The organism is Pseudomonas sp. MF09150 (genome assembly GCF_059862355.1).
Window position 1 is genome coordinate 141,719 of sequence record NZ_JCBCUS010000011.1, and the last position, 24,789, is coordinate 166,507.

21 protein-coding genes are annotated in these 24,789 nt (G+C 55.9%); all 21 read left to right on the plus strand.

Features of this window, described 5'->3' with window-relative positions; genetic code table 11:
- Positions 1–236 precede the first annotated feature (236 nt).
- The 21 genes from mnmG (at position 237) to AC19YX_RS30355 (ending at position 24,518) form a co-directional block, all read left to right on the plus strand.
- Positions 237–2,129: a tRNA uridine-5-carboxymethylaminomethyl(34) synthesis enzyme MnmG gene (gene mnmG, locus AC19YX_RS30255; protein ID WP_201128691.1), complete on the plus strand. Its 1,893-nt coding sequence runs from the start codon at positions 237–239 to the stop codon at positions 2,127–2,129.
- 5 nt (positions 2,130–2,134) lie between these two features.
- A complete protein-coding gene (rsmG, locus tag AC19YX_RS30260; protein ID WP_500607716.1) occupies positions 2,135–2,770 on the plus strand; it encodes a 16S rRNA (guanine(527)-N(7))-methyltransferase RsmG in 636 nt (211 codons plus the stop codon).
- Positions 2,771–2,788: 18 nt separating this feature from the next.
- Complete coding sequence (locus AC19YX_RS30265) at positions 2,789–3,586, plus strand: ParA family protein (RefSeq protein WP_020294934.1); 798 nt, start codon at positions 2,789–2,791, stop codon at positions 3,584–3,586.
- Positions 3,587–3,595: 9 nt separating this feature from the next.
- A complete protein-coding gene (locus AC19YX_RS30270) occupies positions 3,596–4,468 on the plus strand; it encodes a ParB/RepB/Spo0J family partition protein (RefSeq protein WP_020294933.1) in 873 nt (290 codons plus the stop codon).
- 148 nt (positions 4,469–4,616) lie between these two features.
- Positions 4,617–5,024: a F0F1 ATP synthase subunit I gene (locus AC19YX_RS30275; protein ID WP_020294932.1), complete on the plus strand. Its 408-nt coding sequence runs from the start codon at positions 4,617–4,619 to the stop codon at positions 5,022–5,024.
- 16 nt (positions 5,025–5,040) lie between these two features.
- Positions 5,041–5,913 (plus strand): F0F1 ATP synthase subunit A, encoded by an 873-nt coding sequence (gene atpB / locus AC19YX_RS30280; RefSeq protein WP_078470341.1) that lies wholly within the window; start codon positions 5,041–5,043, stop codon positions 5,911–5,913.
- Between the two features lie 130 nt (positions 5,914–6,043).
- The gene (gene atpE, locus AC19YX_RS30285; protein WP_002555987.1) at positions 6,044–6,301 is read left to right on the plus strand and encodes a F0F1 ATP synthase subunit C; all 258 of its coding nucleotides are present in this window, start codon (positions 6,044–6,046) and stop codon (positions 6,299–6,301) included.
- A gap of 57 nt (positions 6,302–6,358) precedes the next feature.
- A complete protein-coding gene (locus tag AC19YX_RS30290; RefSeq protein WP_020294929.1) occupies positions 6,359–6,829 on the plus strand; it encodes a F0F1 ATP synthase subunit B in 471 nt (156 codons plus the stop codon).
- Positions 6,830–6,841: 12 nt separating this feature from the next.
- The gene (locus tag AC19YX_RS30295) at positions 6,842–7,378 is read left to right on the plus strand and encodes a F0F1 ATP synthase subunit delta (RefSeq protein ID WP_020294928.1); all 537 of its coding nucleotides are present in this window, start codon (positions 6,842–6,844) and stop codon (positions 7,376–7,378) included.
- 21 nt (positions 7,379–7,399) lie between these two features.
- On the plus strand, positions 7,400–8,944 hold the full coding sequence (gene atpA, locus AC19YX_RS30300) for a F0F1 ATP synthase subunit alpha (protein ID WP_020294927.1): 1,545 nt from the start codon (positions 7,400–7,402) through the stop codon (positions 8,942–8,944).
- A 50-nt stretch (positions 8,945–8,994) separates the two neighbouring features.
- The gene (gene atpG, locus AC19YX_RS30305) at positions 8,995–9,855 is read left to right on the plus strand and encodes a F0F1 ATP synthase subunit gamma (RefSeq protein ID WP_020294926.1); all 861 of its coding nucleotides are present in this window, start codon (positions 8,995–8,997) and stop codon (positions 9,853–9,855) included.
- 27 nt (positions 9,856–9,882) lie between these two features.
- Positions 9,883–11,259 (plus strand): F0F1 ATP synthase subunit beta, encoded by a 1,377-nt coding sequence (gene atpD, locus AC19YX_RS30310; protein WP_020294925.1) that lies wholly within the window; start codon positions 9,883–9,885, stop codon positions 11,257–11,259.
- A 45-nt stretch (positions 11,260–11,304) separates the two neighbouring features.
- Entirely contained in the window at positions 11,305–11,730 is a 426-nt protein-coding gene (locus AC19YX_RS30315; protein WP_078470342.1) for a F0F1 ATP synthase subunit epsilon, read from the plus strand.
- A gap of 114 nt (positions 11,731–11,844) precedes the next feature.
- Positions 11,845–13,212 carry a bifunctional UDP-N-acetylglucosamine diphosphorylase/glucosamine-1-phosphate N-acetyltransferase GlmU gene (gene glmU / locus AC19YX_RS30320; RefSeq protein ID WP_078470343.1) on the plus strand — a complete coding sequence of 456 codons (1,368 nt, stop codon included), beginning with the start codon at positions 11,845–11,847 and terminating at the stop codon, positions 13,210–13,212.
- A gap of 238 nt (positions 13,213–13,450) precedes the next feature.
- Complete coding sequence (locus tag AC19YX_RS30325) at positions 13,451–14,218, plus strand: DeoR/GlpR family DNA-binding transcription regulator (protein ID WP_020294921.1); 768 nt, start codon at positions 13,451–13,453, stop codon at positions 14,216–14,218.
- A 10-nt stretch (positions 14,219–14,228) separates the two neighbouring features.
- Positions 14,229–16,061 carry a glutamine--fructose-6-phosphate transaminase (isomerizing) gene (gene glmS, locus AC19YX_RS30330; RefSeq protein ID WP_078470344.1) on the plus strand — a complete coding sequence of 611 codons (1,833 nt, stop codon included), beginning with the start codon at positions 14,229–14,231 and terminating at the stop codon, positions 16,059–16,061.
- A 282-nt stretch (positions 16,062–16,343) separates the two neighbouring features.
- Complete coding sequence (locus tag AC19YX_RS30335) at positions 16,344–17,198, plus strand: TnsA endonuclease N-terminal domain-containing protein (RefSeq protein WP_042556885.1); 855 nt, start codon at positions 16,344–16,346, stop codon at positions 17,196–17,198.
- Positions 17,195–19,363 carry a TnsB C-terminal domain-containing protein gene (locus AC19YX_RS30340; RefSeq protein WP_042556884.1) on the plus strand — a complete coding sequence of 723 codons (2,169 nt, stop codon included), beginning with the start codon at positions 17,195–17,197 and terminating at the stop codon, positions 19,361–19,363. The genes AC19YX_RS30335 and AC19YX_RS30340 overlap by 4 nt, the downstream gene beginning before the upstream one ends.
- A complete protein-coding gene (locus AC19YX_RS30345) occupies positions 19,360–20,820 on the plus strand; it encodes an ATP-binding protein (RefSeq protein ID WP_042556883.1) in 1,461 nt (486 codons plus the stop codon). The genes AC19YX_RS30340 and AC19YX_RS30345 overlap by 4 nt, the downstream gene beginning before the upstream one ends.
- 16 nt (positions 20,821–20,836) lie before the next feature.
- Positions 20,837–22,504, plus strand: coding sequence for a TnsD family Tn7-like transposition protein (locus AC19YX_RS30350; RefSeq protein ID WP_042556882.1), 1,668 nt, complete (start codon positions 20,837–20,839; stop codon positions 22,502–22,504).
- 382 nt (positions 22,505–22,886) lie between these two features.
- Positions 22,887–24,518, plus strand: coding sequence for a TnsD family Tn7-like transposition protein (locus AC19YX_RS30355; protein WP_224450881.1), 1,632 nt, complete (start codon positions 22,887–22,889; stop codon positions 24,516–24,518).
- The last annotated feature ends 271 nt before the right edge of the window (positions 24,519–24,789 follow it).

Below are 24,789 nucleotides of genomic sequence, written 5' to 3' on the forward strand. Positions count from 1 at the left end.
AGGCCTGTGTCAATCTATCCACAGAAAAGGTGCTCAGTAAGAATAAACATAAAAACAAAGATTTAATAACTTTCTCTCTTTTAATTTCTATTGACTGTGATTCATCCACAGCTGGTTAAATTTTGTGCAAAGGGTTCTTTAGAGGTGGGGAAGTCCCTATACTTGTCGACCTGGTTCAAAAACCTGAGCCCAGACCTATTCCTAATTACCTAACTGAAGCAGGCACGAGGTGCGTGGTGGATTTCCCTTCCCGTTTTGAAGTGATCGTCATCGGCGGCGGTCATGCCGGTACCGAGGCAGCACTTGCATCAGCACGCATGGGGGCAAAAACCCTGTTGCTGACGCATAACGTGGAAACCCTCGGTGCCATGAGCTGCAACCCAGCCATTGGTGGCATTGGCAAAAGCCATCTGGTCAAGGAAATCGACGCCCTTGGCGGCGCGATGGCTATTGCCACCGATAAAGGTGGTATTCAATTTCGCGTATTGAACAGCCGCAAAGGCCCGGCGGTACGAGCGACACGTGCCCAGGCCGACCGCATTCTGTACAAGGCAGCTGTCCGCGAAATACTGGAAAACCAGCCGAACCTGTGGATATTTCAACAAGCCGCTGACGACCTGATCGTGGAACAGGACCAGGTACGCGGTGTTGTGACTCAGATGGGCCTGCGTTTCTTCGCCGATTCCGTGGTGCTGACCACCGGGACCTTCCTTGGCGGACTTATCCACATCGGTATGCAGAATTACTCCGGTGGTCGCGCCGGCGATCCGCCGTCGATTGCTCTGGCACAGCGTCTGCGCGAACTGCCTCTGCGTGTCGGACGCCTGAAAACCGGTACGCCGCCACGCATTGACGGGCGTTCGGTGGATTTCTCGGTGATGTCCGAGCAGCCGGGCGATACCCCGATCCCGGTCATGTCGTTCATGGGCTCAAAAGAGCAGCATCCACGGCAAGTCAGCTGCTGGATTACCCATACCAACGCCCGGACTCACGAAATCATCGCCTCCAACCTCGACCGCTCGCCGATGTATTCCGGTGTGATCGAAGGTATTGGCCCGCGTTACTGCCCATCGATCGAAGACAAGATCCATCGCTTTGCCGACAAGGAAAGCCATCAGGTCTTTATCGAACCCGAAGGCCTGACCACTCATGAGCTGTACCCGAACGGGATCTCCACATCCCTGCCGTTCGATGTGCAGTTGCAGATCGTGCAATCGATCCGCGGCATGGAAAACGCGCACATCGTTCGTCCGGGTTATGCCATCGAGTACGACTACTTCGACCCGCGGGACCTGAAGTACAGCCTGGAAACCAAAGTCATCGGCGGCCTGTTTTTCGCTGGCCAGATCAATGGCACTACCGGTTACGAAGAGGCCGGCGCCCAAGGTTTGCTGGCCGGTACCAACGCTGCGCTGCGCGCCCAGGGCAAAGACAGCTGGTGCCCGCGTCGCGATGAGGCCTATATCGGGGTGTTGGTCGACGACCTGATTACCCTGGGTACTCAAGAACCGTATCGGATGTTCACTTCCCGTGCCGAGTACCGGCTGATCCTGCGCGAAGACAACGCCGACCTGCGCCTGACCGAGAAAGGTCGCGAATTGGGCCTGGTGGATGACACCCGTTGGGCTGCTTTCTGCAAAAAACGCGAGAGCATCGAGCTGGAAGAACAACGCCTGAAGAGCACCTGGGTTCGCCCCGGCACCCCACAGGGCGATGCGATTGCCGAAAAATTCGGCACCCCGCTGACGCACGAATACAACCTGCTGAACTTGTTGAGCCGTCCGGAAATCGACTACGTCGGACTGGTGGAAGTGACCGGGCAGGGCGCAGAAGATCCACAAGTCGCCGAGCAGGTTGAAATCAAGACCAAATACGCCGGCTACATCGATCGCCAACAGGACGAAATCGCTCGCCTGCGGGCCAGCGAAGACACCAAATTGCCTGTGGATATCGACTACACCAAGATTTCCGGGCTCTCGAAAGAGATCCAGAGCAAGCTTGGCGTCACCCGTCCGGAGACCCTGGGCCAGGCTTCGCGCATTCCGGGCGTGACGCCGGCGGCGATTTCCCTGTTGATGATTCACTTGAAAAAACGCGGCGCCGGCCGTCAGTTGGAGCAAAGCGCTTGAGCTCAATGGTCACCTCGCAACATGCAGAAGAGTTATCCACAGGTGCTCGCGAGCTCGGTGTCACTCTGACAGAAACCCAGCATGCGCAATTGCTGGCGTACCTGGCCCTGTTGATCAAATGGAACAAGGCCTACAACCTGACCGCAGTGCGCGATCCGGACGAAATGGTCTCGCGTCATCTGCTCGATAGCTTGAGCGTGATGTCGTTCATCGAAAACGGTCGCTGGCTCGACGTCGGTAGCGGTGGAGGGATGCCTGGCATCCCCCTGGCGATCCTGTTTCCCGAGTCGCAAGTGGCCTGCCTGGACAGCAACGGCAAGAAAACCCGCTTTCTGACCCAGGTCAAACTCGAACTCAAACTGGATAACCTTCAAGTTATCCACAGTCGCGTTGAAGCGTTCCAGCCTGAGCAGCCGTTCAACGGGATCATTTCCCGGGCGTTCAGCAGCATGGAGAACTTCACCAACTGGACTCGCCATCTTGGCGACCGCGATACACGTTGGCTGGCAATGAAGGGCGTTCATCCCGCGGATGAGCTGGTAGCATTGCCGACGGACTTCCACCTCGATAGCGAACAGGCCCTGGCCGTACCCGGTTGCCAAGGCCAACGCCATCTGCTGATACTGCGCCGCACGGCATGATTGGGAACACAAGCAAGAATGGCTAAGGTATTCGCGATAGCGAACCAAAAGGGTGGCGTGGGCAAGACCACCACCTGCATCAACCTCGCAGCATCCCTGGTCGCGACCAAGCGCCGGGTGCTGTTGATCGATCTTGATCCACAGGGCAACGCCACCATGGGTAGCGGTGTGGATAAACACGGCCTGGAGAACTCGGTCTATGACCTGCTGATCGGCGAATGCGATCTGGCCCAGGCGATGCACTTCTCCGAACACGGCGGTTATCAACTGCTGCCGGCCAACCGCGACCTGACCGCGGCAGAAGTCGTCCTGCTGGAAATGCAGATGAAAGAAAGCCGTCTGCGCAGCGCCTTGGCACCCATCCGCGAAAATTACGATTACATCCTGATCGACTGCCCACCGTCGCTGTCGATGCTCACCCTCAATGCGCTGGTGGCCGCCGATGGGGTCATTATCCCCATGCAGTGCGAGTACTTCGCCCTGGAAGGCTTGAGCGACCTTGTGGATAACATCAAGCGCATCGCCGAGTTGCTGAACCCCAACCTGAAGATCGAAGGCCTGCTGCGGACCATGTATGACCCGCGGCTGAGCCTGATGAACGACGTTTCGGCCCAGCTCAAGGAACACTTTGGCGAGCAGCTGTACGACACGGTCATTCCACGCAACATCCGTCTGGCCGAAGCGCCAAGCTACGGCATGCCGGCGTTGGCCTACGATAAACAATCGCGCGGTGCCCTGGCTTACCTGGCCCTGGCCGGCGAGATGGTTCGTCGCCAGCGTAAAAATTCACGCGCAGCCGCCGCTCAGGCAACTTAAGGAATCCCCATGGCCGTCAAGAAACGAGGTCTCGGACGTGGACTGGATGCACTGCTGAGTGGTCCGACCGTCAGTTCTCTGGAAGAACAGGCGACCCAAGCCGACCAGCGCGAGTTGCAACACCTGCCGCTGGACCTGATCCAGCGCGGCAAGTATCAACCGCGTCGTGACATGGACCCCCAGGCGCTGGAAGAATTGGCGCAGTCGATCAAGGCCCAGGGCGTGATGCAGCCGATCGTGGTTCGCCCCATCGGCTCCGGGCGTTTTGAAATCATCGCCGGTGAACGCCGTTGGCGCGCCAGCCAGCAGGCCGGTCAGGAAACCATCCCGGCGATGGTCCGCGACGTACCGGATGAAACCGCCATTGCCATGGCACTGATCGAAAACATCCAGCGCGAAGATCTCAACCCGATCGAAGAAGCCGTGGCCCTGCAGCGCTTGCAGCAGGAGTTCCAGCTGACTCAGCAACAGGTCGCCGAAGCCGTGGGCAAGTCCCGCGTGACCGTGGCCAACCTGCTGCGCCTGATCGCGCTGCCGGAAGTGATCAAGACCATGCTGTCCCATGGCGACCTGGAGATGGGTCATGCCCGAGCCTTGCTCGGTCTTCCGGAAAATCAACAGGTTGAAGGGGCGCGACACGTTGTCGCACGGGGGCTGACCGTACGCCAGACCGAGGCCCTGGTTCGCCAGTGGTTGAGTGGCAAACAGGAGCCCGCTGAACCGGTCAAGCCGGACCCGGATATCGCCCGACTCGAACAGCGTCTGGCTGAGCGCCTAGGCTCTGCGGTGCAGATCCGCCACGGGAAGAAGGGCAAAGGGCAGTTGGTGATCGGGTACAACTCCCTTGATGAGCTCCAGGGTGTCCTCGCACACATCCGCTGAAACATTTCCTCATGTAGCGCGCAGTCGGAAATCACTACCTGGCAGTTGAATAGGGGCTGAACCGCCCCTATACTCTGCGCGCATTTTGTCGGCACAAATTATGCCAAGTTATTGAATTCTGGCAGCCGACCATTGAGGAGCAACCGTGATGGAAACCCGCACGCCAAACCGCTTGCCGTTCCATCGCCTGGCAGTTTTTCCGGTATTACTGGCTCAATTTGTCGTCGTATTGCTGGCCGCCTTGGCGCTCTGGCAATGGCATGGAGTCGTAGCCGGATATTCAGGCCTCTGCGGAGGACTGATAGCCTTGCTGCCCAATGTGTACTTCGCTCATAGGGCATTTCGGTTTTCCGGCGCCCGAGCAGCTCAGGCTATCGTCCGGTCTTTTTATGCCGGCGAGGCGGGCAAACTGATTTTGACGGCAGTGCTGTTTGCATTGACGTTTGCAGGTGTGAAGCCATTGGCGCCGCTGGCTGTATTCGGCGCCTTCGTGCTGACCCAACTGGTCAGCTGGTTCGCTCCCCTGCTTATGACAACAAGACTTTCGAGACCTTAGGGCGTTTGAGGCAACCATGTCAGCAGAAACAACCGCTTCGGGCTATATCCAGCACCACTTACAGAACCTGACCTTCGGGCAGCTACCCAATGGCGGCTGGGGCTTTGCCCACACCGCCGCAGAAGCCAAGGAAATGGGCTTCTGGGCATTCCACGTCGATACCCTCGGCTGGTCTGTCGCACTGGGTGTGATCTTCGTTCTTCTGTTCCGCATGGCGGCCAAGAAGGCCACCTCCGGCGTGCCTGGCGCGCTGCAGAACTTCGTTGAAGTGATGGTCGGCTTTGTCGATGGCAGCGTGAAGGATAGCTTCCACGGTCGTAGCCCGGTGATTGCACCTCTGGCACTGACCATCTTCGTCTGGGTGTTCCTGATGAACGCCATCGACCTGGTACCCGTGGACTGGATTCCACAGTTGGCCATGTTGATCTCTGGCGATCAGCACATCCCATTCCGTGCAGTGTCGACCACTGACCCGAACGCCACCCTTGGCATGGCCCTGTCGGTGTTCGCGCTGATCATTTTCTACAGCATCAAGATCAAGGGCTTCGGCGGCTTCATCGGCGAACTGACCCTGCACCCGTTCGGCAGCAAGAACATCTTCGTTCAAGCCCTGCTGATCCCGGTGAACTTCCTGCTGGAATTCGTGACCCTGATTGCAAAGCCGATCTCTCTGGCTCTGCGTCTGTTCGGCAACATGTACGCTGGCGAGCTGGTGTTTATCCTGATCGCCGTGATGTTCGGCAGCGGCCTGCTCTGGCTCAGCGGCCTGGGCGTGGTGCTGCAATGGGCGTGGGCTGTGTTCCACATCCTGATCATCACCCTGCAAGCGTTTATCTTCATGATGCTGACCATCGTCTACCTGTCGATGGCGCACGAAGAGAACCATTAAGACCGGTTTCGACTAGTCTGATGTCCCTCTCGCCTCGGTGAGAGGGGGCCCTTACAGGGCATGAAATGATTTGTTTTACCGCTTTAATCTAAAAAACCTAAACCATACGACGTAAAAGTCGGGAGGAAAGATGGAAACTGTAGTTGGTCTAACCGCTATCGCTGTTGCACTGTTGATCGGCCTGGGCGCACTGGGTACCGCAATTGGTTTCGGCCTGTTGGGCGGCAAGTTCCTGGAAGGCGCAGCGCGTCAGCCAGAAATGGTTCCAATGCTGCAAGTTAAAATGTTCATCGTTGCCGGTCTGCTCGACGCCGTAACCATGATCGGCGTTGGTATCGCTCTGTTCTTCACCTTCGCAAACCCCTTCGTTGGCCAACTCGCTGGCTAATCACTCGATTCTTCGAGTTGATTGGTGTGATGGACAACGAACGAGCGAGGTGTTGGCGTGAACATTAATGCAACCCTGATTGGTCAGTCCGTTGCGTTCTTAATTTTTGTAGTGTTCTGCATGAAGTTCATTTGGCCTCCGGTCATTGCAGCTTTGCACGAACGCCAAAAGAAGATCGCGGATGGACTGGACGCTGCCAGCCGAGCAGCTCGTGACCTGGAACTGGCCCAAGATAAAGCGGGTCAGCAACTGCGCGATGCAAAAGCTCAGGCAGCCGAAATCATTGAGCAAGCCAAGAAACGCGGCTCTCAGATCGTCGACGAGGCCCGTGAACAGGCTCGTGTCGAAGCTGACCGTGTGAAGGCTCAGGCTCAGGCCGAGATCGAACAGGAACTGAACGGTGTCAAAGACGCGCTGCGTGCCCAACTGGGTAGCCTGGCAGTCAACGGCGCAGAGAAGATCCTGGGTGCCACAATCGATCAAAACGCGCACGCAGAGCTGGTTAACAAACTGGCTGCTGAAATTTAAGCGAGGGCGATCATGGCAGAACTGACCACGTTGGCCCGACCTTACGCTAAGGCGGCCTTCGAGCACGCTCAGGCCCACCAGCAACTGGCCTCTTGGTCAGCCATGCTCGGCCTGGCTGCAGCGGTGTCACAAGATGACACCATGCAGCGCGTGCTCAAGGCCCCGCGACTGACGAGCGCAGAAAAGGCCACCACGTTTATCGACGTGTGTGGCGACAAGTTTGATGCCAAGGCACAGAATTTCATTCACGTTGCCGCCGAAAACGATCGTCTCCTGCTGTTGCCGGAGATTTCCGCTCTGTTCGACCTGTACAAGGCCGAACAAGAGAAATCGGTAGATGTGGATGTCACCAGTGCTTTCGCATTGAACCAAGAACAGCAAGACAAACTCGCCAAGGTTCTCAGTGCACGGCTCGGCCGGGAAGTGCGCCTGCACGCTGCGGAGGATGCCAGCCTGATTGGTGGCGTCGTAATCCGCGCCGGCGACCTGGTTATCGATGGCTCGATTCGCGGCAAACTCGCGAACCTAGCCGAAGCATTGAAATCTTGAGTTTGAAGGGGCAGCAGAGCAATGCAGCAACTCAATCCTTCCGAAATAAGTGAAATTATCAAGGGCCGCATCGACAAGCTCGATGTGACCTCCCAAGCCCGTAACGAAGGCACTGTCGTCAGCGTATCTGACGGCATCGTGCGGATTCACGGTCTGGCCGACGTTATGTACGGCGAGATGATCGAGTTTCCGGGCGGCGTCTACGGTATGGCCCTCAACCTGGAGCAAGACTCCGTAGGTGCCGTTGTATTGGGCGCATACACCAGTCTGGCTGAAGGCATGAGCGCCAAGTGCACCGGCCGCATCCTCGAGGTTCCAGTTGGTAAGGAACTCCTGGGTCGCGTAGTCGACGCACTGGGTAACCCAGTTGACGGCAAAGGTCCGCTGAACAACACCTTGACCGACGCGGTCGAGAAAGTTGCTCCAGGCGTGATCTGGCGTAAGTCGGTAGACCAGCCTGTACAGACTGGCTACAAGGCTGTCGATGCCATGATCCCAGTCGGCCGTGGCCAGCGTGAGCTGATCATCGGTGACCGTCAGATCGGTAAAACCGCTCTGGCGATCGACGCGATCATCAACCAGAAGAACAGCGGTATCTTCTGCGTCTACGTTGCTATCGGTCAGAAACAATCGACCATCGCCAACGTGGTTCGCAAGCTGGAAGAAAACGGCGCCCTGGCCAACACGATCATCGTGGCTGCCAGTGCTTCGGAATCTCCTGCGCTGCAATTCCTGGCACCGTACTCCGGTTGCACCATGGGCGAGTTCTTCCGCGACCGCGGTGAAGACGCGCTGATCGTTTATGACGATCTGTCCAAGCAAGCAGTGGCTTACCGCCAGATTTCCCTGCTGCTGCGTCGTCCACCAGGCCGTGAAGCCTACCCAGGCGACGTGTTCTATCTCCACTCCCGTCTGCTGGAGCGCGCATCCCGCGTTTCGGAAGAGTACGTAGAGAAGTTCACCAACGGCGCGGTAACCGGCAAAACCGGTTCCCTGACTGCTCTGCCGATCATCGAAACTCAAGCTGGCGACGTTTCCGCGTTCGTTCCGACCAACGTGATTTCCATCACTGACGGTCAGATCTTCCTGGAATCGGCCATGTTCAACTCCGGGATCCGTCCTGCTGTGAACGCCGGTGTTTCGGTATCCCGTGTAGGTGGTGCTGCTCAGACCAAGATCATCAAGAAGCTCTCCGGTGGTATCCGTACCGCTCTGGCTCAGTACCGTGAACTGGCGGCATTCGCCCAGTTCGCTTCTGACCTGGACGAAGCGACCCGTAAGCAACTTGAGCATGGTCAGCGCGTTACCGAGCTGATGAAGCAGAAGCAATACGCGCCAATGTCGATCGCCGACATGTCGCTGTCGCTGTATGCCGCTGAGCGCGGGTTCCTGACTGACGTCGAAATCACCAAGGTCGGCAGCTTTGAACAAGCGCTGATTGCTTACTTCAACCGCGATCATGCCGACTTGTTGGCCAAGATCAACGTGAAGGGTGACTTCAATGACGAAATCGACGCTGGCCTGAAAGCCGGTATCGAGAAGTTCAAGGCCACCCAAACCTGGTAAGCCGCAGCGGGAGCCGCAAGGCTCCCGCTTGCTAACCTGATAGGTGTTACATGGCAGGCGCAAAAGAGATTCGCAGTAAGATTGCGAGCATCAAAAGCACGCAAAAAATTACCAGCGCCATGGAAAAAGTGGCGGTCAGCAAAATGCGCAAGGCACAAATGCGCATGGCTGCTAGCCGTCCTTATGCGGAGCGTATCCGCCAGGTAATTGGGCATCTGGCCAACGCCAACCCGGAATATCGCCACCCGTTCATGATCGACCGCGAAATCAAGCGCGTTGGTTATGTCGTCGTGAGCAGTGACCGTGGTTTGTGCGGTGGCTTGAACACCAACCTGTTCAAGGCCCTGGTCAAGGACATGGCGGTAAACCGCGAAAACGGCGTCGAGATCGATCTGTGCGTGGTAGGCAGCAAAGGTGCGGCATTCTTCCGCAACTTCGGCGGTAACGTCGTTGCAGCCATCAGCCACTTGGGTGAAGAGCCGTCGATCAATGATCTGATCGGCAGCGTCAAGGTGATGCTGGATGCTTATCTGGAAGGCCGTATTGATCGCCTGTCCGTGGTGTCCAACAAGTTCATCAACACCATGACGCAGCAGCCTAAGGTGGAGCAGTTGATTCCGCTGGAGGCAACCCCGGATCAAGAACTCAAGCACCACTGGGACTACCTCTACGAACCAGACGCCAAAGAGCTGCTAGACGGCTTGATGGTGCGCTACGTGGAGTCGCAGGTGTACCAGGCGGTGGTCGAGAACAACGCAGCTGAACAAGCCGCGCGGATGATCGCAATGAAGAACGCTACCGACAACGCCGGTGATTTGATCAGCGATTTGCAGCTGATCTACAACAAGGCGCGTCAGGCTGCGATCACCCAAGAGATCTCGGAAATCGTCGGCGGCGCTGCCGCGGTTTAACGGTTCAAATATTCAGAGGATCCAGCTATGAGTAGCGGACGTATCGTTCAAATCATCGGCGCCGTTATCGACGTGGAATTTCCACGCGACAGCGTACCGAGCATCTACAACGCGCTGAAAGTACAAGGCGCGGAAACTACTCTGGAAGTTCAGCAGCAGCTGGGCGACGGCGTAGTTCGTACCATTGCGATGGGTTCCACCGAAGGCTTGAAGCGCGGTCTGGACGTTATCGACTCTGGCGCAGCCATCTCCGTACCGGTCGGTAAAGCGACCCTGGGCCGGATCATGGACGTACTGGGCAACCCGATTGACGAAGCTGGCCCGATCGACACCGAAGAGCGTTGGGGCATTCACCGTCCAGCACCTTCGTTCGCCGAGCAAGCGGGCGGCAACGACCTGCTGGAAACCGGCATCAAGGTTATCGACCTGGTTTGCCCGTTTGCCAAAGGCGGTAAAGTCGGTCTGTTCGGTGGTGCCGGTGTAGGCAAAACCGTAAACATGATGGAACTGATCCGTAACATCGCCATCGAGCACAGCGGTTATTCCGTGTTCGCCGGTGTGGGTGAGCGTACTCGTGAGGGTAACGACTTCTACCACGAGATGAAGGATTCCAACGTTCTGGACAAAGTGGCACTGGTTTACGGTCAGATGAACGAGCCGCCGGGTAACCGTCTGCGCGTAGCACTGACCGGCCTGACCATGGCCGAGAAGTTCCGTGACGAAGGTAACGACGTTCTGCTGTTCGTCGACAACATCTATCGTTACACCCTGGCCGGTACTGAAGTATCCGCACTGCTGGGCCGTATGCCTTCCGCAGTAGGTTACCAGCCGACCCTGGCTGAAGAGATGGGCGTTCTGCAAGAACGTATCACTTCGACCAAAGAAGGTTCGATCACCTCGATCCAAGCGGTATACGTACCTGCGGATGACTTGACCGACCCGTCGCCAGCGACCACCTTCGCCCACTTGGACGCCACCGTCGTTCTGTCCCGTGACATCGCTTCCCTGGGTATCTACCCAGCGGTCGATCCACTCGACTCGACTTCGCGCCAGCTGGACCCGAACGTGATCGGCCAGGAGCACTACGACACCGCTCGCGGCGTTCAGTACGTGCTGCAGCGCTACAAAGAGCTGAAGGACATCATCGCGATCCTGGGTATGGACGAGCTGTCGGAAACCGACAAGCAGTTGGTATCCCGCGCTCGTAAGATCCAGCGCTTCTTGTCGCAGCCGTTCTTCGTGGCTGAAGTCTTCACCGGTGCTTCGGGTAAATACGTTTCCCTGAAAGACACCATTGCTGGCTTCAAAGGCATCCTCAACGGTGACTACGACCACCTGCCAGAACAAGCGTTCTACATGGTCGGCGGCATCGAAGAAGCGATCGAGAAAGCCAAGAAACTGTAATCCCGGCGCCCGGCAACGGGCGCTAATTTAGGTTGAGGCAAGCAGATGGCTATGACAGTCCATTGCGATATCGTCAGCGCGGAAGGGGAAATCTTCTCCGGTCTGGTTGAAATGGTAATTGCGCACGGTGAGCTGGGTGATCTTGGTATCGCTCTGGGTCACGCACCGCTGATCACCAATTTGAAGCCAGGTCCGATCCGCTTGATCAAGCAGGGCGGGGAAACCGAGGTGTTTTACATCTCCGGTGGTTTCCTCGAGGTTCAGCCGAACATGGTCAAGGTTCTTGCCGACACCGTGCAACGTGCTGCCGACCTGGACGAAGCCTCCGCTCAGCAAGCCGTCAAGGCCGCTGAGAAGGCCCTGAATGAAAAGGGCGCAGATTTCGACTACGGTTCTGCTGCTGCACGTCTGGCCGAGGCTGCAGCTCAGCTGCGCACCGTCCAGCAGATCCGCAAAAAGTTTGGCGGCTAAGCCCTGAGCTTTATGTGTGATTGATTAAAAAGGGTAGCCTCGGCTACCCTTTTTCTTTTTCTGCAACTCTCACTTCTTGGTCGTAGCCTGACCTCCCAGGATTGGTAGCCAGTCATGTCTCTCGAAATCGTTATTCTCGCTGCCGGTCAAGGCACGCGCATGCGCTCGGCCTTGCCGAAGGTTCTGCACCCGGTGGCGGGCAACTCCATGCTCGGCCATGTTATCCACAGTGCCCGCCAGCTCAGCCCGGAGCGGATTCACGTGGTCATCGGCCACGGTGCCGATGCCGTGCGCGAGCGCCTGGCAGCGGATGATCTGAATTTCGTGCTGCAGGACAAGCAGCTCGGTACCGGCCATGCGGTTGCCCAGGCGGTGCCGTTCATCAGTGCCGATACGGTGCTGATCCTCTATGGCGACGTGCCGTTGATCGAGGTCGAGACCCTGCAACGCCTGCTATTGCAGGCCGGCCCCGAGCAGTTGGGCCTGTTGACGGTTGAATTGGCGGACCCGACCGGCTACGGGCGCATCGTGCGCAACGGCGAAGGCAAGGTTACCGCCATCGTCGAGCAGAAGGACGCCAACGAAGCCGAGCGCGCTATCACCGAAGGCAACACCGGTATTCTCGCGGTCCCGGCCAAGCGTCTGGGCGACTGGATGAGTCGGCTGTCGAATAACAACGCCCAGGGCGAGTATTACCTGACCGACGTGATCGCCATGGCGGTCAGCGACGGGTTGACCGTGGCCACCGAGCAACCCCATGACGCCATGGAAGTGCAGGGCGCCAACGATCGCAAGCAACTGTCGGAACTGGAACGGCACTACCAGTTGCGCGCGGCGCGTCGTCTGATGGCCCAGGGCGTGACCCTGCGCGACCCGGCACGTTTTGACGTCCGCGGTGACGTCACGGTCGGCCGCGACGTGCTGATCGATATCAACGTGATTCTTGAAGGCCGGGTGGTGATCGAGGACGACGTGGTTATCGGCCCTAACTGCGTGATCAAGGACAGCACCCTGCGCAAGGGGGTGGTGATCAAGGCGAACAGCCACATCGATGGCGCGGTGTTGGGCGAGGGCAGCGATGCCGGTCCTTTCGCACGCCTGCGTCCGGGCACGGTGCTGGATGCCCGGGCCCATGTGGGTAACTTTGTCGAACTGAAGAATGCCCACCTCGGCGAAGACGCCAAGGCCGGTCATCTGACCTACCTGGGCGATGCCGAAATCGGCGCACGGACCAACATCGGTGCGGGCACCATCACCTGCAACTATGACGGCGCCAACAAGCACAAGACGGTGCTTGGCCAGGATGTATTCATTGGTTCCAACAACTCCCTGGTGGCGCCTGTGGATATCTTGGACGGCGCGACTACTGCGGCCGGTTCGACGATCAACCAGAAGGTGGAGAAATCCCAGTTGGCCGTGGCGCGCTCCCGGCAAAAGAATATCGACGGCTGGAAACGTCCGGAGAAGATCAAAAAGAACTGAGTTATCCACAGCCCGGGTGCAATGCCCGGGCTGTTGTTACATAAATGTCAGGCGCAAGTGTGTTCCCGACTCCCACCCGAGAGGCATGCACCGGGTAGCGCTGATCGTAGCTAGACCCGTTCTGTGGATAACTTTCCACCCGCCAACACCCATGGTTTTTTCCATCGCCCGCTTGACGAATTTCAGCCGATAGGTTTTGATTGCTTCCGTTATCTTTCGAATCGAAACTTAAGCCCCCATGTCGAAACGCAATACACCCCAACGACGCCACAATATTCTTGCCTTGCTCAATGAACAGGGCGAAGTGAGCGTGGACGAGCTGGCCAAGCGCTTCGAAACTTCGGAAGTTACGATCCGCAAGGATCTGGCTGCACTTGAGAGCCACGGTTTGCTGCTGCGACGCTACGGCGGTGCTATCAGCATGCCCCAGGAATTGGTCAGCGAGATTGGCCAGCCGGTCTCCAAGTACAAGCAGGCTATCGCCCGCGCTGCGGTCAAACGCATTCGCGAGCACGCGCGGATAATCATCGACAGCGGCAGTACCACCGCCGCCATGATTCCCGAACTTGGCCAGCAGCCAGGCCTGGTGGTCATGACCAACTCCCTGCACGTGGCCAACGCCCTGAGCGAGTTGGAGCACGAGCCGGTGCTGTTGATGACCGGTGGCACCTGGGACCCGCACTCCGAGTCCTTTCAAGGCCAGGTCGCCGAACAGGTACTACGCTCCTACGACTTCGACCAGTTGTTTATCGGCGCCGACGGTATCGATCTGGTGCGAGGAACCACCACCTTCAACGAGTTGCTGGGCTTGAGCCGAGTGATGGCCGATGTGGCCCGGGAAGTGGTGGTGATGGTGGAGGCTGACAAGATCGGCCGCAAGATTCCCAACCTGGAGCTGCCATGGAGCAGTGTCCATACCCTTATTACCGACGATCGCCTGCCGCTCGAGGCCCGCGACCAGATCCAGGCCCGTGGCATTACGCTGATATGCGCGGCTGTCATTTAGGAGAAAAACCATGTGTGGAATTGTTGGCGCCGTTGCTGAACGTAATATCACGCCGATCCTGCTCGAAGGCCTCAAGCGCCTTGAATACCGTGGCTATGACAGCGCCGGTGTAGCCGTTTTCACCAACGCCGGCACCCTAGAGCGCGTGCGTCGCCCGGGCAAGGTCAGCGAGTTGGAACAGGCCCTGGAGGCTGAACCTCTGGTTGGCCGCCTGGGTATCGCCCACACCCGTTGGGCCACCCACGGTGCCCCTTGCGAGCGCAACGCCCACCCGCATTTCTCCGGCGACCTGGCCGTGGTGCACAACGGCATCATCGAGAACCACGAAGCCCTGCGCGCACAGCTCAAGGCCCAGGGTTATGTGTTCACCTCCGACACCGACACCGAAGTCATCGCCCACCTGCTGAACCTCAAGCTCAAGGAGCTGGGTGACCTGACCGTGGCCCTCAAGGCCACCGTCAAAGAGTTGCACGGCGCCTACGGCCTGGCGGTGATCAGCGCCTCCCAGCCTGACCGCGTGATTGCCGCCCGCAGCGGCAGCCCGCTGGTGATCGGCTTGGGCCTTGGCGAGAACTTCCTGGCTTCCGACCAACTGGCCCTGCGCCAGGTGACCGACCGCTTCATGTACCTGGAGGAGGGCGATATCGCCGAGATCCGCCGCGACAGCGTGCAGATCTGGGACGTGACGGGGAACCCGGTCGAGCGCGAAGCCGTGCAGTACCGCGACGGTGCCGAAGCTGCCGACAAGGGCGAGTTCCGCCACTTCATGCTCAAGGAAATCCACGAGCAGCCAGCCGTGGTGCAACGCACCCTGGAAGGCCGCCTGAGTCAGAACCAGGTGTTGGTCCAGGCCTTCGGTCCACAGGCCGCCGAGCTGTTCGCCAAAGTGCGCAATGTCCAGATCGTCGCCTGCGGCACCAGTTACCACGCCGGCATGGTTGCCCGTTACTGGCTCGAAGAGCTGGCCGGCATCCCGTGCCAGGTCGAAGTTGCCAGCGAGTTCCGCTACCGCAAGGTGGTGGTGCAGCCTGACACCCTGTTTGTCACCATTTCCCAGTCCGGGGAAACCGCCGACACCCTGGCCGCCCTGCGCAATGCCAAGGAGCTGGGCTTCCTCGCCAGCCTGGCCATCTGCAACGTCGGCATCAGCTCGCTGGTGCGTGAATCCGACCTGACCCTACTGACCCAGGCCGGCCGTGAAATTGGCGTAGCCTCGACCAAGGCCTTCACCACGCAACTGGTCGGCCTGCTGCTGCTGACCCTGTCCCTGGGCCAGGTCCGTGGCACCTTGGCCAAGGGCGTCGAAGCGACCCTGGTAGAAGAACTGCGCCGCCTGCCGACCCGCCTGGGCGAAGCCCTGGCCATGGACAGCACGGTGGAAAAAATCGCTGAGCTGTTCGCCGAGAAGAACCACACCCTGTTCCTGGGTCGCGGTGCGCAATTCCCGGTGGCCATGGAAGGGGCGCTCAAGCTCAAGGAAATCTCCTACATTCACGCTGAAGCCTACCCGGCCGGCGAGTTGAAACACGGCCCGCTGGCGCTTGTGGATAACGACATGCCGGTGGTGACTGTGGCGCCGAACAACGAGTTGCTGGAGAAGCTCAAGTCCAACCTGCAGGAAGTGCGCGCCCGTGGCGGCGAGCTGATCGTGTTCGCCGATGAGCAGGCAGGCATGACCAATGGCGAAGGCACCCACGTGGTCCACATGCCGCACATCCACGACATCCTGTCGCCGATCCTCTACACCATCCCGCTGCAACTGCTGTCCTACTACGTCGCCGTGCTCAAGGGCACCGACGTCGACCAACCGCGCAACCTGGCCAAGTCGGTGACAGTGGAGTGAGTTATCCACAGGCGTAAATCGCGTGTGGCTTTGAACAATAAAGATTGACACAAAACAATAAAGTTTGACACTCATGAACATAGATTGACACAAGGCTCAAACCCCCGTATCTACGGGGGTTTTTCCTTTCCAGGCTTTCCCTTTGGTCTGGATTCATCGCTTCAACTCTCTGCGGGTGTAGTCTAGAAAATGCTTTGAATATGGCCGCTACGGCGGTCGTGTTCTTCTACGACTTTTCTCGGCGTGAGGTGAAGCGGTCCGCATCGACTGAGGAGGCGTGGGTTGCGAGGTCGTAAGTTTGCATCACAGCAGGACATTGAACGGCACATTGCAAATGGATTTGGCGAAGGCGCCGGGGCAAGCTACGTGCCTTGGCTGCGGGTACAAGATGTCCCGTCGATAGGTCGTTCGCACAAAATCCAAGGTGTGAAGATCGAGAGGATTCATCACCTACTGTCAGATCTCGAGCGTTCGTACTTCCTTGTGTGTGAATTTTCTGAAGACGTCGTGGATATCCGTGAGCAATATCCGTTACTACCCACAGAGCGCGCGCAAGCGATAGCGTCGGCAATAGATGTACGTTATCCCAGATACCCTAGAACGACACTGCCCTATGTAATGACAACAGATTTCCTGCTAACCGTTAAGGACTTGAGCGGAAACTTTAAGTCGGTAGCTAGAACGGTGAAGTATCGATCCGACCTAGTTGGCAAAGGAAGTAACCGCACGCTTGAAAAACTTGAGATTGAAAAGCGCTTTTGGCAAAGCCAAGGTGTTGATTGGAAAATCGTCACAGATGAATTTTTTACACGAGATTTGATAAAAAATCTTGGACTAATCAGAAAATACTCGAAGCTCCCTCGCGATTTAATGAAAGTCCCTTTGCATTCGAGTTTTATCGAGTGCCTAGCAAACAGCCGGGAATATTCGTGGACTTTGGCCACCTGTCTAAGAAAAATAGCGTCCCTTCTGTCCATCTCTTATCTAGACGCTCAGGCAATTTTCTTCCATCTGGTTTGGAACAAGGTACTGAAAATAGATTTGATTAACACTCCTCTCCACCTTACTAGTCTAGTTCCTGAATTCGAAGTTTTCCAGATCCCTGTCCAAGGATCGTTGAAGGAGAAAATGTCATGACTGTCCTCGTTAATGAGGTTTTTGAGCCTGTTACCGATCTGTCGGTCATCGCTACGATAGCTAGGCTCATTTACCAAGATGAAACGCATGACTTGGCTGTGGTGATAGATCTAGCAGACCCACCCCGGCAGCCCTACGCCATTGGTCTCGAAGAGTTGCGTCGTTCGTTAGCGTCTGGTCACACGAAACCAGCAGCCATTACCACACCCGAGTTTATGCTTGTGCTTGAGGACCAGCTGGATGAGAGAGCCAAGCAAGGCCGGGACGAAAAGTGGGCGGTCATAGCCCCGCTGCTAGATCCTGAATATCCAGGACAAATATTTGTACGGGGAGAGTTAGGCCGGCTTGTTACCAAACGGGCGTCAGAGCTCGGAATTCAGCGAAAAACGATCTATCGGCTTCTTTACCGATATTGGTTTTATGGTCAAGTTCGAAACTCATTACTTAATAATTACTCGGCGGTAGGAGTTGCCGATAGAAAATATGATCCGAGTAGGCCTCCAGGGCGAAAACCTACGTTTCAAGGCGTTCTCACTGCGCCTTCCAAGATGCTCAGTGCGGTTGATAAACGATGCATACGAGTTGGATATGCCCTTTATGTAAAAGATAAGAAATCTTCTATTTCGAGCGCATATGACGAAATGTTGAGAAGATTCTACTCGGTTCGAGACATCTCTAAAAACAGTGAAGAAGAGCTTCGTTTGCTACCTAGCTTAGAGCTGCCCAGCCTGAGGCAATTCAGATATTGGGGACAGATTTTTTTCGACGAAATTGAAACCGAGCGTGGCCGTAAAGGGTTGAGGAAGTGGTTAAAGGACTGCCGTCCGCTTTCAGGTACCGTTCGCGATTGGCTGCGTGGACCGTGTCATCAGTTTGAAATCGACGCAACTATTGCCGATATTTATTTGGTCAATAGCTACTCTAGACGGATGCTTATTGGCCGGCCCGTAGTTTATATCGTTGTGGATAGTTTCTCCGGAATGATTGTTGGCCTCTATGTAGGATTGGAAGGTCCCAGTTGGAACGGGGCGAGGCAAGCGCTGTTCAACGCGTTTACCCCCAAAGTCGAGTTCTGCGCTCAGAACGGCGTTGAAATCAATTCAGATGATTGGAATTGTCACCACCTGCCCCACCAGATTTACGCCGACAGGGGAGAGATGTTGTCACTGGCAGCAGAGGGGCTATCGTCAGGCTTGGGAATTGAGATGGGCACGGCTCCGCCTTATCGGCCTGATTGGAAGCCTATGGTAGAAAGTCGGTTTGGCATTTTGAATGATTTGACGGGTATCAGATGGCTACCTGGCGGGGTAGCTGCGCGAGACAAAGAGCGAGGCGAGCGAGATTACCGGCTCGATGCCACGCTAAACCTCAAAGAGTTCACCCAGATCCTCATCAATTGCGTGCTCCACTATAACCGGCACCATCGACAGCCTGACCGACTGACTCAGGCGATGATGAATGACGGTGTTGAACCTACGCCCAACGGGATATGGAATTGGGCCTGCGAAAACGACCTGATCGAATCCAACAAACGTCCCGACGAGCTGGTTTACCTCCATCTCTTGCCGCGCGAGCGCGCGACCGTTCAAAAGGGCGGCGTGATGTTTCGCGGCATGCACTACGTTTGTGATATGGCCATAGAGAAAGATTGGTTTGCCAAGGCTCGCAAAGGGGGCGTTTGGTCAATAGAGTGTTGGTTCGATCCGAACTCTGCGGCGCACATCTGGATCCAGGGAGAGGCCAAGCAGTTTATCCGCTGTGATCTTCGACGATCGGATGCCGGTTACGCGAATTACCGCTCGGACGAGATTTTTGATCTGCTCGAAGCCTATCGCCAAAAACCGCCTACTCACCGGCGAGCCGAGCTGGAAAGCCGTGTGCAGCTTAGCGATCAGGTCCACCAGATCATCAGCCATGCGCTCGCAGAACGAAAATTGGAACCTGCTCCGCCCACCAAGGCGGAGGCCACTGGAAACATCCGCGAGAACCGCGCAGAAGAACGTCTCCGTGAGCGTGAAAATGCGGCTGTTCCTGAAGGCGTCAGGGCGGAGCCAGCTTCACTTCAATCTGAATCGACACCGAAAGCGCATGACTCATATGCCGGCGAGCGCACTGCGCAAGTTATCGATTTGCTCAAAAGAATTCGGCCAGGACAGGCAAAATGAAAGGTGCGCAGACGTTTGCCAATTACGTCAAACAGGACATAAGTGAGTATGCGGGCAATCCGCTTATCGAAGCTTTGCCTCCTATATTGTCGGAGGCGGCGGCTATTGAGCTGATCTCGAATTTTCCTCAGCCGGTGGATCCGAAAGAGCTGACCCTCGAAGGATCCACTCGAATTCACTGTATCGACCGATTAAGAACCGTGGTACAGCCGTTTTTGTTACACCTGGAACTGGAGGCCCTGTTTTCACTGCTCATCCGTCGAGGGTATGTTGGGCGTAACCCGATGTCGCCCGCTACCGTCCGGCATTTGCATTCTTTATCGGGGGCTCAGCGTTACCACGATGCGTTCAAGTCCACTGCTGAAACGTTTACCGTCGTCGGCCTGAGCGGTATTGGCAAGTCGACGGCACTCCACGCCATTTTGAGCCTTTATCCACAGACAATCCGTCATGAGCGCTATGAGGGAAAGCAGTTTGTTCATACCCAAATCACTTGGCTGAAGCTTGACTGCCCTCGGGATGGATCGCTGGCTGGATTTTGCCAGCAGTTTTTTTATGCGGTTGGTGACGCTCTAGGAGACAAGGACTATCACAAGCGCTACAGGCATCGAAATATCAATGATGCGCTGCAACAGATGGAGCAGGTGGCCAGCACGTTTTTCATCGGCGCCTTGTTAATCGACGAGCTGCAAAACCTCCACCTGGCGAAAACCGGTGGTAAGGAGAGCATGCTGAATTTCTTTCTGCACTTGGTTAACAACATTGGTATCCCGGTCGTTTTCAGTGGCACGAACTCTACGATTAGCCTGTTCTCAGAAGCCATGCGGACTGCCCGCCGAGTCTGTGGTGCCGGTACGCTGGAATTCAAACGATTCGAAAAAGAGGATGAGGAGTGGCGGTTGTTAGTCGAAAATCTCTGGAGCTATCAGTGGTGCAAGCAGACTGCTGAGCTGACTGACGAGATTTTCGACACGCTGTATGAGCACACTCAAGGCGTCACAGATTTCCTGGTCAAGCTGCTGGTATTGAGTCAGCGTTATGCGGTCCAGAGTGGCTCGGAGTGTTTGACTGCCGAGGTCCTGGTGAAGGTAAGCAACTCAAAAATGCAGATTCTAAAGCCAGCCCTTTCAGCTCTGCGTAGCCGAGATCCGAAGCGGATGCGGCAGTTCGACGATTTGCTGCCGATTGAGGATCAACTGAGCGAAATGATGGTCTTCGACGGTTTGGCACGAGAGGATCGCCTCGCCTTGCTTCGAAGCGTTGTGTCCCGTGAGAAGCCGGCAGACCAATCTCCAACCATTCTTGCGAAGGATCACCCATCGCCTATTGCAACTGGTGTGGAAAACTCAGAGGCTAAAGCCCTAAGCGAACAGGACGCTCCCCTCGATGCTCTGCGAGCTGCGGGCTGGCTCAACGAGGACTTGTTTGAGTTCTCACCGATGTATCACAAAGCGTGAGTCGGGGGGTGGCGAAGTGCACCTTAAACTCCATTTCTTCCCCACCGCGTTCCCCGATGAGACGCTGCACAGCGTGATATCTCGCTATGCCCGTCTTTGCGGTGTTCGTAATTGCCAAGCAGCATTTGCCGGCCTGAAATCGGCGGCAGCATTTTCGCAAAATGTGGCATTCCCAAGTCATTTAGGGGAGTTTGTCGACGCGCTACCCAGCGGTACCGAGCTATCGATAGCCGAGGTCCTTATGCGTCACACGCTATTACCCTACTATGCGCCGTTTTTGACTATGAGCCAGGTAGAACACGCTCGGACGCTGATGACTGCCGATGGGAAGGGTTTGATGTTGAAGCTGGGCGTCAACGCGAGCCGTATTGGATTCGCCTCCCGAGTGCGGTTATGCCCAGAATGTATCGCCCAAGATCAGGCCCAACGGGGAGTTGCTTACTGGCACAGGGTTCACATGCTTCCAGGCGTGCTGGTATGTCCGCATCACGGGACGTCACTTAGTATCCTTGATCCTCGCTGGTCCAGCCGCAGCTCTCGACAACTCAATCTGCCGAGTGATGAGAATGTGCAAGCTCACACGTTACGTCTCGATACCCCGTCGCTGAGCATGCCGCCGCTTCACGAAATAGCGTTGCGCTCACTTCAGGTCATCGAGTCTGAAGTCAGTGCTTTGTCAGCGGAGGCGGTGCGCTACACGTTTTTACAAAGGGCAACGCAGCTTAACCTTGCCTCTGATAACCATCGCTTGCACATGCACATGCTGGCGCAGCACATGGCCGATTTTTTTGCCGCACTCCCGCAAGAATGGGAATTTTCCATACTCGGAGAAGTTCGTGCAGGTACACCCGCCTCGTGGGTCACGAAGCTGCTTCGTACGCCAATAACCTCCCACCACCCGCTCAAATACATTTTATTGGCCGGTGCTCTGGGCATTGACATGGTGAACTTGCTGCATGGTCAACGCCCGGTGAAACAGGCGGTGGCGTGTGGTCCGATAGCTCACATTCAACTTCACACGCGCCTTTCTCCGGTGATGCCCGGTGAAGGCATGGACTGTTCGTCAGCCGCTGTGTGGAAACATGCTCTTGAGGGCGCTGATGCCAAAAAGATCGCTGCCGTTCTAGGCGTTTCATTGGCGTATGTCTATCGTCACATCCGAAATGTAGCCGGCGGGCAAGGTGCTTGGAGTGAGGCAAGATTTCACATTGAGCTATGCGCAAGACGCACGGCTTTCGAGGCTGATTATCGTTTTTACAAAGCACATGCATGCAGGGGGTATGCGTGGCTGTATCGCCACGATAGGCGGTGGCTTTCGGAGTCAACTGTAAACCCAAGCCCCCATCGTACGCCCCGTCTAAATAGCGCCGAAATGTTCGCTGCCCTCGATGCGAGACTGGCCGGCGAAGTCCGTCAGTGTGCTGAAGCGCTTTATGCTCTTGCGGGTAAGCCTGTCCGCATCTCGCGTACCAGAATTGGCCGGGAGCTTCATGTTCTGTCTCGCTTCGAAAAGCAGCTCTGCAAGCTTCCTCTCTGTGCAGCAATGCTCGACAAAGTATGTGAATCAATCGAAGGCTTCCACGATAGGCGTCTGCGATGGGCTAGAAGCAAATTGCTCTCGGAGGGCAAGCCTATATCACGTTCTTCGCTTTACAGGGTCGCGAGCATTCGGCCCACGCTGTAATCCAGCCAGCCATTCCCTCGATCTAAAAAAGTTCTGAATTTAATTCAACGTAAACACATTATTTTTCTGTTAATGAATATTTGCACCTTCCAGAATAGCTACGGCATACGCTGGATGACCACGATCAGCAAGTAAAACGTACTAACCCGCGATCAACAGAAATAGTTTTGCAATTGCCATGGGCTGACCTGCGCAGGTTATCGATACGTGTTTTGTATTCAAGAGTACGATCGCGGCAGGGCTTAGATGAATTCACTACGGTTAAAAGTTGAGCGGCTGGGTATCATTTCCAAATCGATACCGGATACAGAATTTGACGGGTTGCATATATACTGCCCCCGGATGCATATTCTCTTCGAGCCCTACCTTTAATCGGTAAATGATGTCTGATCTATTGTTTTTCCCCGTGTCGATGCCGGATGAAATGCTGCACTCTCGTGTCACCCGATATCACTATCTGTCAGGCAACAGAACCGCGACAGAAACCTACCGCGATTTGTTCGCATCGAAACCCTTTTGCATTGGTGGCATCGTACCCAATCAGATCGAGAGGCTCGCCCACAGACTGCCGGGGCAATCGGAGAGCAATCTCGCAGAGCTGATCAGTAGCAATACCACTTTTCCTGCTTACCGGCCTTTTCTTGGGGTTAAGCAGGGTCCGGAGAACAACGTAGGTCCGCTGGGTTATGACGGGGTGGTACGGGTGCCCCGCAGAGAGGAGTCCACCCATGGCAAGGCTAAGCTTTGTCCTACCTGCGTTCAGGAGGATTTGATTGATCGGGGTTCTGCCTACTGGCATCGATCTCACCAAATACCCGGTGTTGCCGTCTGTTGGCGTCATGGCGACACATTGATCCATGCCTGCCCCGAGTGCTCTCGCCCGTTCTACCGAAAATTGAAGCTACTTCCCAATCTGACTGAGCCATGCGCATGCGGTTGGAGCCCCTTAAACAGCGCAGCGACTCACAAGGGCTCAAAACTGGAACAGAAAGTCGCCCTGTTCGCACACGATATCTTGCAACGCAATATTCCTCCGATAGGCAGTACGGTATTAAGTTCTTGCTACGTCCGCCAATGCAAGAAACGCGGATATATTTTCGGAAAAAATGCAGGTATCGCAAAACTATTCGACAGCATCCAAAGCGCTTACGGTGATGAGCTTTTGTCGCAGATTGATCCAGCCTATAACACCGGGAAACATGAGCAATGGATCCGGCTCAAATCAGACAAAGGTCAGCTAAATATGCCGCTCGCGAGGCATTTGATCATTGCTCTTCATTTGTTTTCCAGTGCAGATGACTTTGAAGAGGCTCTGAAGAATGAGTCTATTCTGCTGAGTGCCTCTGTTTCTCCGCGAGCGTCCAAAGTTGAAGAATCGCATCCTAGCCAAAAAACTAGGTATCGCCAAAAAATTGAGTTGCTTTTAGCGCTACGTAACGACGCCGATGTCGAGTACCTCTGGAAGAAGGCGTACAAACCTACGCAATGGATTCTAGAACATGATAACGCATGGTTAATGGCAAAACTCCGTGCACCTAAAAAAATTGCAGTTACGGTCGAAAAGTCTGTCGACTCAAGAGACGGCGCGTATGCGGCCCTTATCGAAGCGGGCGTAGATGAGCTATATAAAGTTACGAAAGATCCGAAGAGAGTGAATATTCGGAATTTGCAATCGCTACTCCCAGGTTCGTTACCTCATGAGCTGGATCTACGCAAGCAGAGGTTTCCCCTTACTTATCAACAGATAAAGATTCATCAAGAGTCAGTATGGCATTTCCGTCTAAGAACTTTGATATGGACTGTCTCTGAACTCATCCGGATGAAGCTCCCGGTGAATTACTCGACGGTAAGATTGACTTCAGCGGTAGCAAGCAAGGTTTTCCTGGTATTTTCCAGTTTCTTCGAGTGGGATCTGACAAGCCTGGAAAAAACCGGAGTCGACGCGGAGGCCTTGCTCAGATCTACCGGCGTATCGAGGAATTGGGAGGGGCCACCGGTTCCAATAAGCTTTTGAGGTCATCTGTGTTCCGTCAGCGTCTGCCAACCTTTGGTGATAACAAAAATGCCATCTGGCTTGAAAGCGTAAACGCGGAGTAGGGTTCACCTTTCACATTAGTAACCTTCGCGGCAGCTTTCTGAAAGCTTTCACTTGTTACTCGGCGGTTGCAGGAGCTGAGTGCAACACGGTTATTGAATTGAAGCAGGAGCCTCATGTTGCAAGCCCATCAGCTGAGTGAATACCTCGATCGGACACAGCCAGTTAAATCGCTTGCGTGGTCGGATGT